Source organism: Arthrobacter sp. Br18 (genome assembly GCF_000520555.1).
In the GTDB taxonomy this organism is placed as follows: domain Bacteria; phylum Actinomycetota; class Actinomycetes; order Actinomycetales; family Micrococcaceae; genus Arthrobacter_D.
Genome location: NZ_KI914864.1, coordinates 1 through 11911, shown reverse-complemented (window position 1 = coordinate 11911; position 11911 = coordinate 1). Strand labels below are relative to the sequence as shown.

The 11911-nt window shown below is 66.1% G+C and carries 13 protein-coding genes; 7 read left to right on the top strand and 6 right to left on the bottom strand.

Annotated features, from left to right (window positions below):
• The 5 genes from Y704_RS20305 to Y704_RS0109800 form a co-directional block, all read left to right on the top strand.
• The coding region (locus tag Y704_RS20305) for an aminotransferase class I/II-fold pyridoxal phosphate-dependent enzyme (protein WP_035772275.1) at positions 1 to 434 on the top strand (434 nt) is incomplete at its 5' end.
• On the top strand, positions 431 to 1216 hold the full coding sequence (locus Y704_RS0109815) for a spermidine synthase (protein WP_026549992.1): 786 nt from the start codon (positions 431 to 433) through the stop codon (positions 1214 to 1216). The genes Y704_RS20305 and Y704_RS0109815, both read left to right, overlap by 4 nt.
• A gap of 158 nt (positions 1217 to 1374) precedes the next feature.
• Positions 1375 to 1632, top strand: a complete 258-nt coding sequence (locus Y704_RS20300; RefSeq protein ID WP_051476891.1) for a hypothetical protein — start codon at positions 1375 to 1377, stop codon at positions 1630 to 1632.
• 254 nt (positions 1633 to 1886) lie between these two features.
• Complete coding sequence (locus tag Y704_RS20295; RefSeq protein WP_051476890.1) at positions 1887 to 2507, top strand: hypothetical protein; 621 nt, start codon at positions 1887 to 1889, stop codon at positions 2505 to 2507.
• Positions 2508 to 2597: 90 nt separating this feature from the next.
• Complete coding sequence (locus Y704_RS0109800; protein WP_026549991.1) at positions 2598 to 3374, top strand: YcnI family protein; 777 nt, start codon at positions 2598 to 2600, stop codon at positions 3372 to 3374.
• A 128-nt stretch (positions 3375 to 3502) separates the two neighbouring features.
• Here Y704_RS0109800 and rsmD read toward each other — a convergent pair whose 3' ends face one another.
• From rsmD to Y704_RS22735, 6 genes are all read right to left on the bottom strand, one after another.
• Complete coding sequence (gene rsmD / locus Y704_RS0109795; protein WP_026549990.1) at positions 3503 to 4084, bottom strand: 16S rRNA (guanine(966)-N(2))-methyltransferase RsmD; 582 nt, start codon at positions 4082 to 4084, stop codon at positions 3503 to 3505.
• 39 nt (positions 4085 to 4123) lie between these two features.
• Complete coding sequence (locus Y704_RS0109790) at positions 4124 to 6352, bottom strand: ATP-dependent DNA helicase RecG (RefSeq protein ID WP_035772272.1); 2229 nt, start codon at positions 6350 to 6352, stop codon at positions 4124 to 4126.
• Positions 6345 to 7331 carry a DAK2 domain-containing protein gene (locus Y704_RS20290; RefSeq protein WP_051476895.1) on the bottom strand — a complete coding sequence of 329 codons (987 nt, stop codon included), beginning with the start codon at positions 7329 to 7331 and terminating at the stop codon, positions 6345 to 6347. The genes Y704_RS0109790 and Y704_RS20290 overlap by 8 nt, the downstream gene beginning before the upstream one ends.
• A gap of 22 nt (positions 7332 to 7353) precedes the next feature.
• A complete protein-coding gene (locus Y704_RS0109780) occupies positions 7354 to 8346 on the bottom strand; it encodes a thiamine-phosphate kinase (RefSeq protein WP_026549988.1) in 993 nt (330 codons plus the stop codon).
• 88 nt (positions 8347 to 8434) lie between these two features.
• Positions 8435 to 8707: a hypothetical protein gene (locus Y704_RS0109775; protein WP_155850309.1), complete on the bottom strand. Its 273-nt coding sequence runs from the start codon at positions 8705 to 8707 to the stop codon at positions 8435 to 8437.
• A gap of 896 nt (positions 8708 to 9603) precedes the next feature.
• Positions 9604 to 10308 carry a RodZ family helix-turn-helix domain-containing protein gene (locus Y704_RS22735; RefSeq protein WP_155850307.1) on the bottom strand — a complete coding sequence of 235 codons (705 nt, stop codon included), beginning with the start codon at positions 10306 to 10308 and terminating at the stop codon, positions 9604 to 9606.
• A 125-nt stretch (positions 10309 to 10433) separates the two neighbouring features.
• On the opposite strand from Y704_RS22735, the gene Y704_RS0109765 reads away from it, so the two are divergent.
• Together Y704_RS0109765 and Y704_RS0109760 are read left to right on the top strand one after the other, a co-directional pair.
• Entirely contained in the window at positions 10434 to 10922 is a 489-nt protein-coding gene (locus Y704_RS0109765) for a DUF3515 family protein (RefSeq protein WP_026549985.1), read from the top strand.
• 19 nt (positions 10923 to 10941) lie between these two features.
• Positions 10942 to 11799, top strand: coding sequence for an SMP-30/gluconolactonase/LRE family protein (locus tag Y704_RS0109760; protein ID WP_026549984.1), 858 nt, complete (start codon positions 10942 to 10944; stop codon positions 11797 to 11799).
• Positions 11800 to 11911 lie beyond the last annotated feature (112 nt).

The window sequence follows — 11911 nt, the reverse complement described above, 5'->3', positions numbered from 1 at the left end:
GCCCCGCCGATCTCGTGGCCCGCGTGCGCACCGTGAAATCATTCCTCACGTACAGCTCGGGCTCTCCGTTCCAGGGAGCCGTTGCCTTGGGCCTCGGACTGCCCACGGAATTCTTCACCTCCATTGCGGACACCCTTCGGCGAAAACGGGATCTGCTGTCGGAAGGCCTGCTCAGCGCGGGCCTCACCGTCAACCAGCCGCAGGGCGGCTACTTCCTCACGGCCGACACCTCCGCCATCGGCGTCACCGACGCCACCACCTTTGCCCGGCAGCTCCCGGAGCTTGTCGGCGTTGCCGCCATCCCGGTGCCGGTCTTCTGCCACGCCGACGGCGCAGTGCGGACGCGCTCCCTGCTGCGGTTCGCCTTCTGCAAAAGATTCGACGTGCTCGAGGATGCCGCTGCCCGTCTGTCGACCCTGCGCCGGAAACTGTGAGTCCTGTCTCCGTGCCCACCCGCTGGCTGGCGGCGGCCGGGGCCCTGGCCGAGATCGATGAGGACGCGTTCATCGAGGGCGCCCTGATCCTCAGCATCGGCGGCGCGCAGCAATCCCACGTGAACCTGCACGCCCCCGACCAGGTGTTCTACGAGTACCTGCGCCGCATAGCGAATGTGCTTGATCTCGTGCGGCCGCCGGGCGAGCCGCTGAAGGTCCTCCACCTCGGCGCCGGCGCCCTGACGCTGGTCCGTTATGTCCAGGCAACCCGTCCAGGCTCTGCGCAGGTCGCTGTGGAGCACGAACGGGAGCTGCTGGACTTCGTCCTCCAGCACATGCCGCTGGCGGCCGGGACGCAGTGTGAGCTTCTGCTTGACGATGCGCGAACGGCAGCCAACGCAATGGCCGCGGGCAGCTTCGACGCCGTCGTGCTTGACATCTTCGCAGGCGCCGATGCTCCTGCCCACCTGGCGAATCCCGCGTTCTACGCCGAACTGATGCGAACAGTAGCGTCCGACGGCGTGGTGCTGGTGAACGTGGGCGACGACCCTCCCCTGGCTTTCGCCAGGTATCAGAGCAGGAACCTCTCGGGCGTCGCCGGTGGCGGTGCCGCTCTGGCGGACCGCACCCTGCTCTCTGGAAAGCATCCCGGAAACATCATCCTCGCTGCCACGAAAAAGGAATGGCCCGCCGCCTGGACGGAGCAGCTCCTCGAAGCCGGACCGCATCCGGCGGCCGTGCTGACCGGGGCCGGACTGGCAGCATTCCAGTCAGGGGACTGACTGCCGCACCGCCGTCGGAACTACGACCGGAACGGTGGCACGAAACACTTTCGGATGGTTTGATTGGAAAAGCGGTCTCTCCGCTGCCATCGGGGTCCTTATGCATGCGCAAGCCGGCAGATTGGTCTCGATGACGGGTCGAGTGAAAAGGTTCAACCATGAATAGAACGAGTCGTCTGACACCGGATGAAGAGTTTCCGGAAGATCTCCCCAACCTCGACATCACCGAAGTAGAAGTCCTGAACAGCAAGGTCCACCGCGAAATCGACGTCGAGTACATCGAATACGGACTGCCTGATCCTGAAACGCAGGCACGTCTTGCCGAACTTACCGAAGAGCTTGACCGTAGGGATGAGGAAACAGCCGGAATGCAGAATCCGGGTCTGATTGCGGAAAGCCGGGCAGCAAGCCGCTGACCGCGAGGACACAGTCCTCCGCATGAAAGAACGGGCACGACATCAGGGTCAAGGAGCGGCTCCGATGTTCGCCAGTCCAGAAACACGAACCACCGGGATGTAGCTGCAGAATCAGTCAGCCCATCGGGCAATCCGATCAGCGGCACACCGCGAATAACCTGCGGTCACCCTCGAAAATCTTCCTCCGGGCGGTAACCTGTCAGGGCCTGGTCCATCAGGTCCGGCGCTCGCCGTCACTCGCATCAGGAGGTTCCGTGTTCGCTCCGGGCCTCCCACATCTCTTCCGAAGCACAGCTGCTGCTTCCCTGATCCTGAGCCTCGGTATTGGATCCCACGTGCTGGCCGGCGGCAGCCTTCCCGCACTTCCCGTGCTCCTGCTGATGGGCGCGCTGCTCCTACTTCCGGTAACCGCGCTTTCCGGACGGCGCCGCCCGATGACCTCCCTTGCCGCCCTTCTGGGTGGAGGACAGCTGGCCCTCCACGAGGGGTTGAGCGCTTTCTCCACTGTAGCCGTGTGCTCCAGCGGCCCGGTTCATGCAGGCCATTACGCCGCAGCATCCATCAGCTGTCAATCATCCGTGGCCGTCCCGGCGCATACCTATGAGGCCACCGCCGCGCTTCTCATGCTCGGTGCCCACCTCCTCGCTACCGGCGTCCTGGTCCTTGTGCTGACGCACAGCGAAGCTGCGTTGGAACTGCTGGGAGCGTGGCTGAGGCCGCTGACCCAGAAAGTGACGAGCGCCGTCGTCGTTCCCGTTCCTCGCGCCAGGCCGGTGTCGCGCTCGGTGTTCACCCCCCTTCCCCTGCGCTATGCGGCAGTGCCCGCTCTGCGCGGGCCGCCGCAGAGGCCCCGCCTGCGGCCGCTGCCGACCTGAAGGTCGGGTGTGCTGCGGGCGTCGTCCGTACCCACCCATCCTCCGCGCGCTCGGCCCCACGTGCTGAAGCGCACCCAGAAAGGCAGTCCCATGAACACTCCTTCCCCAGCCCGCCGCGCCCTTTCAACCTGCGCTGTCGGCTTCGCTACGGCCGGCCTGCTGGCCCTCGGCGCCGGTGCGGCATCGGCCCATGTTTCAGTGGCACCGGCATCCACGACGGAGGACGGTTACTCGCAGCTCACCTTCAGCGTGCCCAACGAGTCGGAGACGGCAGGAACCAACAAGCTCGAGGTCCAGCTTCCCACCGCAGCACCGTTCACGTCGGTGCGAGTCAAGCCGATCGAAGGGTGGACCGCCGAGGTGGTGTCGGGCGAACTGCCCGAGCCCATCACCACGGCCGACGGCGCCACCGTCACCACAGCGCCGCTGTCTGTGGTCTGGACCGCGGACGCGGGAGCAGAGATCTCGCAGCAGGAGTACCAGACGTTCGCAATTTCCGTGGGGCGGCTGCCCGAAGCGGGGACCATCGTCACCCTTCCCGCCGTGCAGTCCTACACGGACGGCTCCGTACGCGCCTGGGATGAGCCCTCGGTGGAAGGCGGGGAGGAACCGGAGAGCCCCGCCCCGGCGTTCACCACCACGGCGGCGGCAGAGGGAGAAGGCGGACATGGAGCCGCAGCAGCTGCCTCCGGCAAAGAGGCCGGCGAGGAGACCTCGCGCGAGGCCGGTGCCGGGACCGTCGATTCCGAACCGGCCGTGTCCACCGCTGCGGACGGGTCGAATGCGGCAGGCTGGGCCGGGCTGGTCGCCGGCCTGCTCGGTCTCGCCGCGGGCGTTATGGCGCTCGTCCGTACCCGCCGCGCATAGCGCAGGTCGCCCTCTCCAGCCCGAGGCGCTATTGCACCGCGCGGGTCCACCCATCTCGAGGGTTGGCCCGCTTGAGGCGCCAATTCACCTCCGAGGTCAGCTCGTCCGGTGCGTCGGCGCCGAGCGGATCAATGTGCCGAGTCAGCCGACGGCTCGGCGAACCACAGCCGCGTCTCACCGTATTTCTTTTCGCCGAACCGCTCCAGCCCCTCAGGCCAGTGCGGTTCGGCGGAACGTGAGGATCGTTCAAGCACGACGACGGCCCCCGGGGCGAGGTGCACAACGAGGTCAGCCAGGATCTCGATCAGCGCCGTCTCTCCGAAGTCATAGGGCGGATCAAGGAAGACGAGGTCCCATGTAAGATCCTCGGCCGCCCGGGTGAGGTAAGTTTCCACCTTGGCACGGTGTGCCCGGGCGGCGGTCCATCCGAGGACCTTGTTGACGGCGTCCGCGTTCTTCTGCGCCACGGCGGCCGCCCTGTCCGCCGATTCCACCAGGTCCACGGTGGCCGCTCCCCTGCTGGCGCTCTCGGTTCCGAGTGAGCCCGAACCGGCAAAAAGGTCCAGAACGTGCGCACCGTGCACCACGTTGTAGGCCTCGAGCCGGGAGAACAAAGCTTCCTTGACGCGGTCCGTGGTCGGCCGAGTGCCTGATCCCGGAACACTTGTCAGGGTTGTACCGCCGGCGGCCCCGGCAATGATGCGCGTCATCCTTCCACTGTATCGGGGCGGAGTCGGCTGCCACCGCGGTCAGCCGCGTTCCAGGAACGCTTCCTTCTCGGGGTTCAGGTACAGGTCGATGGCCTTGACCAGCCCTGGATAACCGCTGAGTTCCGGATCTGCCGCCACGATCTGCTGTGCGTCGCTGCGCGCCTTTTCGATGATCTTGCCGTGCTGCGTGATTTTCAGGAAGCGCAGCGCCGAGCGTCCTCCGGACTGCGAGGCCCCGAGGATGTTGCCCTCACGGCGCAGCTCGAGGTCCTTCTGGGACAACTCGAATCCGTCGGTGGTGGAGGCGACGGCTGCAAGCCGCTCCCTGCTCGGGTGATTGGCGTCTAGGCCTGTGACGAGCAGGCAGGTGCCCGCGTGCCCGCCGCGGCCTACCCGCCCGCGCAACTGGTGCAGCTGGGAGATGCCGAACCGGTCGGCGTCCATGATGACCATCAGCGTGGCGTTCGGAACATCGACGCCCACCTCGATCACCGTGGTGGCCACGAGGAGCTGGATCTCGCCGTCGTTGAACTGGCTCATCACCAATGCTTTCTCTGCCGGGTCCATGCGCCCATGCAGCATTCCGGCCGTCACGGACTCCAGTTGCGGTACCTCCGGGAGGGAACCGTACAGCTCGAGGACACTCGTCAACTCCTGCTTCGAGGGTGGCGCCTGGACGTCGGGCTGGTACAGCTCAAGCGCGGCGCCGTCCTCCCCCGCCCCGGCGTCGTCACCGATCTTCGGACAGACCACGTACACCTGCCGACCGGCGTCGATCTCCTCCCGCGCCCGTGACCACACCCGTTCGATCCAGGCCGGATGCTCGGCCAGCCCCACTTCGTGAGTGCTGATCGGGGATCTGCCCGCCGGGAGCTCGGCGAGCGTCGAGATTTCGAGGTCGCCGAAGACCGTCATGGCGACGGTCCGCGGAATCGGCGTTGCGGTCATCACCAGTACGTGGGGCGAGGCGGCGGCTTTCGAGCGGAGCAGGTCACGCTGCTCGACACCGAACCGGTGCTGTTCGTCCACGACGATCAGGCCCAGGTCGAAGAAACGGACGTTCTCGGACAACAGGGCGTGGGTTCCGATGACGATCCCGGCGTCGCCCGAGGCGGCCTCGAGCAGCGCCTTCTTGCGCTGCGCCGTGTTCATGGAGCCGGTGAGGAGCACCACACGCGTGCCGTCCACCGCGCCTCCCAGCATTCCGCCCTCGGCCAGGGGACCGAGCGTGCGCGTGAGCGACTGGTGGTGCTGGACTGCCAGCACCTCGGTCGGTGCGAGCAGGGCGGCCTGTCCCCCGGCGTCGATCACCTGCAGCATCGCCCGGAGCGCCACGAGCGTTTTACCGGAGCCCACTTCGCCCTGAAGCAGGCGGTTCATGGGGTGGTCCTCCGCCAGGTCGGCGGCCAGGACGTCGCCGATCTGGCGCTGCCCGTTCGTCAGGGTGAAGGGAAGCCGTGCGTCGAACTGCTCCAGTAACCCGCCGGACCGCGGCGACCGCACCGTCGCCTCCTCGCGAGCGGTCAGTGCCCGACGGCGGGCGAGCGCGGCCTGGAGCACGAACGCCTCCTGGTACCGGAAGCGGTGCTGCGCGCGGAAGGCGTCCTCCACGACGGCGGGACGGTGGACAAGTTCGTAGGCTTGTCCGAGGCTCATCAGTTTGTCCCGGCGGGCTACCGACTCCGGGACGGGGTCGATCAGCTGATCCTCGTCGAGGGTGTCGAGGATGGTTCCGACAGCAAGGGCTATCTGATCACTGCTGACCTTGTCCGCGGCAGGGTAGACGGGAAGGGGCTTGTTGACGTCCTCGGGGTTGTCGTCGTCGTCAAGGAGCGCGTACTTCGGATTGGTAAGCGTGAGCCTCCCCCGGTACACCGTGACCTTGCCGGAGAACATGGCACGCACCCCTGGAAGGAGATCCCGCTCCGCGCGGTAGCCGTTGAAATAGGTGAGGTTCATCTGGCCGATCCGGCCGGCGGCGTCGTCCGTGATGATCACCTCCAGCAGCATGCCCCTGCGCGTGCGCATCCTCCGCGCATTGGCCGACTGCACCCGCGCAATCAGGGTGACCTCCTCATCCACGGGCACCTCGGCAATGGGTGTCAGCTCACCGCGCTTCAGGTAGTTGCGCGGAAAGTGGTTGAGCAGCTGGCCCACCGTGTACAGGTCCAGATGCTTGGCCAACAGGCTGGCCAGCGGCCCCAGATGCCGTTGAAGCGGTGCGTCGAGCTCCGACGTCGACCTGCTGGACACCGCGCTGTCAGCCATGGCGCTGGTCGCCGGACCCTTCCGAACCTGACGATCCTGCCCCTACGGACTCCACCTCGGGCAGGCGCGGGGCCAGCTGGGTCACCGTGATGTTGACCGGCTCCCCCGCCTCGTGGATGAGTCGAAGCGCGGGCTCCGGATCCGGAACATGCACGTGGACCCGCCAGCGGTAGCCTTCCGGAACCTCTGTCACGGCACTCATGATCACGGAGTCACCCAGTTCATCGAGGTGCAGTCGCAGGGTCGCGGCGTCGAGCGGGCTCAGGACGATGGTGCACATGATCTCGACGCCGTCCGGATCGCCGCCATTGTGGATATGGGGAGCCTGGATGTCGTACCCGTGCAGTCCGTCCAGCAGCTCATCCTGCAACTCTTCGCCCAGTGAAGACGCGCGCAGGGCATCCATGATCAGCAGGAAACCCACGCCTCCGGCATCGACGATCTTCGCCTCCGTGAGAGCGCCCAGCTGGCTTTCTGTCCGGACAACAGCTTCGAGGGCATACTCCACTGCTGCCTGGAGCGTCTTTGCCAGGGACTGGTTGCTGTCATCGCTCTCGGGGGCACCCGCGGTCTCCCCCGCTCCCCTGGCAGCTGCTTCCAGGACCGAAAGCATCGTGCCGGGCACCGGGTCGCTGAGTGCCGACCAGCTGCGGATCTGCGCACGGTGGAGCGCTGAGGCCAGCAGCCGTGAGGTAAGACGGCTGCTGCCGTGCAGCGGCTCGGCGACTGCCGCGAGGAAGACAGCAAAAAGCGTCCCGGAGTTGCCGCGGGCATCCTCCATGGCGGCGCGGCCCGCGACGGCGAGGAGCTCTCCCAGATCGGCGCTGTGAACCTCCTGGGCAGCACGGGAAGCTGCGCACATGGTGAGGTAAAGGTTGGTGCCGGTGTCGCCGTCGGCTACAGGGAAGATGTTGATCGCATTGAGGCGGTCGCTGTGGTTGCCGAGGGACTCTTCCGCCTTGCTCAACCATCGCTTCATCGCTGCTGCGTTTGCGGTGATTTTAGTGTGCAAAGTGATCCCATCCACTGGACGCCGGAGCCTGTGACCCATACGTCACGCGAGGCGTCCCTGCCAATACTGAGCCTATCGCAGTAAATCCGTTCGGGAGGGTAACAGTTCGGCCAAACGTCGCCAGCAGCCCATGGTCCTCACCGCCACCCAGCACCCAGGAGAGTGGATCCGCCTGAAGCAGTTGGGCTGCCTCCAGCAGCGGGGCGGCGAAGGGTCGGAGGGCTTCAGGATCGAGGTCGATCGCCACGCCACTGGCCTCGGCGATCCGGCGGGCATCCCGGACGAGGCCGTCGGAGACGTCAAGCATCGCAGTCGCGCCGGCCTCGGCGGCCGCAGGCCCTGCTCCAAGTGGCGGCTCGGGGCGGCACTGGATGCCTATCAGCACGAGCTCGTCCTCCCTGATCGTCTCAAGGTCCTCGACCGTTTCCAGCAGGTCAAGCCCCGCAGCGGCCCGCCCTACCGTCCCGGCAAGTGCGACGACGTCGCCGGCCTTCGCGCCTGAGCGCAGCACCGGCGCCCTGCCGCTGAGAGTTCCGGTGACTGCGGCAGTCACGATCACCTCGGTACCACCGCCGAGATCTCCGCCGACGACGCCGCAGCCCTCCGCGCCGAGGTGCTCACAGGCGGCCGCTAATCCGTCGGCGAGCGACTCGACCCATTCAACAGGCGTTCGGGGAGGCAGTGTCAGGCTCACGACCATCGCGGTCGCCCTGCCGCCCATCGCGTTGATATCGCTCAAATTCTGGGCGGCGGACTTCCAGCCGACGTCGTAGCCGGTAGTCAGGAATCCGTTGGGCCTCGTCAGCCGGAAGTCCTTGTCCTGCACGAGGGTATCGATGGAAAGGACAGTCCGCCCGTCGGGGGCAGCGACGACGGCGGCGTCGTCCCCGGGGCCCACGAGAGTGGTCGCGGCCCACGGGAGCCGCGGGAAGATGCGTTTGAGCAACTCGGATTCGCTGAGGTCTCCGACGGTGAGGGGCATTTGTCCACCGTACGGCGTGGTGGTGACATTCCGTGCAGTGCCCCTGGATCAGCGCGTGGGCACGGAAAACCGCTTACATCTCGATGCCCTAGTGTCCCCGCCGCCGCGCCATCGAAACCCCAATCACTGCAGCAGCGCTGGCCAGCATGAGGCCCGCGGCCAGGATGATCAACTGCGTTCCCCGGGTGAGACCGGACGCCTGTTCAAGTTCCATCGGCTGCGCCTGCACCTGCCCGGCCTGGGCCTCAGCCGTTGCCTGCGGCACCACCTGGTTGGACAACCCCGGCTGACTTGCGAACAGGGGCTGATCGAAGAGGGTTCCGAGTGCAGGTTTCGACTCGGTCGGCTCTGGCAGTGCCATGGGTGGCTCGACGATCGGGTCCGGCGCAGGAAGTAAATTCTGCGGCACCACTACCGGCGCAGGCTGCGGCACGCGTACCACCGGAGCGGGCATTACTGGTGCTGGTGCCGGTGCCGGTAGCGGCGGTGGTGGTGGGAGGGGAATGGTTTCGACGGGCACTTCGACGGGCGCGGGTTCGGGCGGGGGTGGCGTGGGCTCCTCGGTGGTAGGTTCCGGCTCGACGGGTGCTTCTGTCACGACTTCGGTCGGTGTGGGGCTGGGGCCGACGGTCGGAGTCGGTTCAGTCGGCGTTGGTTCGGTCGAAGGTGGAGGCGCCGTTGCAGGAGCCGACGGTGCAGGCGCCGACGGTGCAGGTGACTCAGTTTCGGGTGCGGGGGACTCCGTAAATTCCATGTCCCTGCCCGGGCCTTGTTGTCCGCCCCGTGGCGCTTCGCTTTCGACATCTTCCTGAAGATTTGCATAAGCCGGTGTGGCAACAGACCCGACGCTGATCAACGCAGCAAGTGCGACGACAGCGACATGCGTCATTCGTGGGGCCTTTAGTGGCTTCTGCGGCGCCATTGTCTCATCCTTCGCTCAAGGCCGGTAGCTAGTGCGGTATGGTGGCCCGGCTCCACCTGACAGCCCGCTGACACACGTAGCGAAGCACAGCGCTAAGCGTATGGTCAATCAACGGGAAGAAAAACAGTAGCAAGTACTTGCTTTTCTGCGCGAATCACCCATGCTGCCTCCCGCAGGGCACCCAAAACGTGCTTTCCCCGGACAGCCGCTTCCTGAACGAAGCCGACGTGGCTGGGAGACAACTGTGCGATTCCCACCCTGGGCTTCCTCAGTTCCGGAGCGCAAGCGCTGAATAGGGCCTCGCCAACGGCAAGACCGATGCGACGCCCTCGTGCCTAGTGCTTCCCGGCGCGACGCCGTTGTGCCGCCACCGCGATCGTTGCCGCAGCACCGATCAAGAGCGCTGCCGCAATGACCCAGACCAACGGCGATACCGCGGTGGACTGGTCGGCCTCGAGTGCTTCCGATAGAACACTCGTGGATACCGATGCAGCCTCCGTCGTTCCAGCAGACGTTTCAGCCGAAGCGGGTGTGGCACTGCTCAGGCTCGGCGTAATCGTTGCCGCTGTGGCCGGTGTCGAGGGCCGGGTAGTGGCTGTGGGAGGTACTGCCGGCTCCGCTGAAGGCTCCACTGACGGCTCTGACGGCGCCTCCCCGACTGGCTCGGCGGGCGGAGCTGCGTCATTCGCCAGGTCGATCACTTCGCCGTTCGCCGAATCGTACCGGAAACCAGTGTAGATAAGGCTGTCGGGCAGCAGGAGGTACCCGGTGCTCGCTTCGATCAGGTGACCGGTCGGCGGGTGGATGAGGTAGCTGGTGCGGCGGTCCATTCCGAAGCCGGTAGCCGGGTCGATCTCCGGCGAGGGATCAGGAGCCGGAACAGGCGGAGCTGGAACGCCGAAGGTCGTTTCGGTGTGCGGCTCGTCCCCGTGCTCGGCAGCTGCGGCGGTGGCCGCTCCGGAGGCTGCTCCGGCCGTGACGAGCAGAATTCCCGCAAGGACTACCGACGCCGTACGCCTGGCTGCTGACTCTCGCTGCATGTTCGCTCTCTCGTGGACTGCCGATCGTTGCGCGGAAGCCGCGTTCACTCAAGTTTACTTCTGTACCTTTGGTAACGGGGTCAGCCGCGGAGCGTGTCGCCAGTGCTACCTACTAGTCTGGAATCATGCCCACCCCCCACCGGATCACGCGCCTGTGCGCTCCTCTCGCGGTGCTGCTTCTCGCGACAACCGCCTGCGCACCCGTGGTCAACGTCGAACCAGCGGTCGATGCCGCCAACGCCGCCTGTGCCGAAGTGATGGTTGCGCTGCCGCCCCAGGTGGCGGAGAACGGACAGCGCGAGACAAACAGCCAGGCGACGTCGGCTTGGGGTGATCCATCGAAGGTGGTCCTGCGCTGTGGCGTGGAAGTTCCAGGTCCCACCACCGATCCCTGTGTCTCCGTCAACGACGTCGACTGGGTGTTGCAGGAGGGTGAGACCGCATGGACAGCCACCACATACGGGCGCGATCCGGCCGTGGAGGTGCTCTTCAACCCGGATGAGGTGGCCTCGAGCACAGTGCTGGTGGAGCTGGGTGGTCCGGTGTCGGCGATCGAACAGACCAACGAGTGCATCAGTCTCTCCGACCAGCTCGAACTTCCAGCGAATGGCTGACCCTCGAAGGAGAACAAGCATGAAAGCAGAACAGCTCACCGACGTGTGCACGCATCACGGGGAGGGGCCGTACTGGGATTCGCGGATCGGCTCCCTGCTCTGCGTGGACATGCTCGAGGGCGATGTTTTGGTGCACGCCCGCGACGGCAAGCTGACGCGCCATTCCGTTGATCCCGCGGTTGCCGCCGTGGTGCGCGGAAGGGACTCCGGCGGATACGTGGTCGGTGTGGAGAAGGGGTTCGTGTTCGCCGATTCATCGTTCTCGCGTATCGACACCGGTCCGGTGGCGTTCACTGACCCCTCCGTGCGCATGAACGACGGCGGGTGTGATCCCCGCGGGCGCTTCCTCTGCGGATCTATGGGGTGGGAGGGGCAGTTCGGTGCGGGCACCCTGTACTCGCTGGCTCCCGACCATTCGGTGTCCACCGTGCTCAGCAGCGTTTCGACCTCAAACGGCCTGCACTGGAACGCGGCAGGCGATACTGCTTTCTATAGCGACACCCCGACCCAGCGAATTGACGCCCTGGACTACGACCTCGAGACGGGAACGTTCAGCGGCCGGCGCACCTTCGCGCTCGTCGACCCGGCGCTCGGCGCGCCCGATGGAATGGCAATCGATTCCGACGGCGGCATCTGGACAGCTTTATATGGCGGGTCAGCCGTGGTTCGGTACGACGCCGACGGCCGGCTGAGTGAGCGCATCGACGTACCTGCAAGCCAGGTAACGGCATGTGCTTTCGGCGGGGAGGATCTGCGGACCCTTTTCATTACGACTTCAAGGCAGGGGCTTGCAGATGGAGAGGAACCTTTGGCGGGGGCTCTGTTCTCAGTAGCCGCAGGTGTTACCGGGGCGCCGCTGCCTCTGTTTGCAGGCTAGATCCCGCTCCTGACCGAGGCGGACCAACATGTGGTCCTGTACTCGTCGGCGCTGGATTCGGGCATTCTGCTGGCGTCCGTCGCGGCTCTGCCGCCGAGTATCGGCCGGTGGC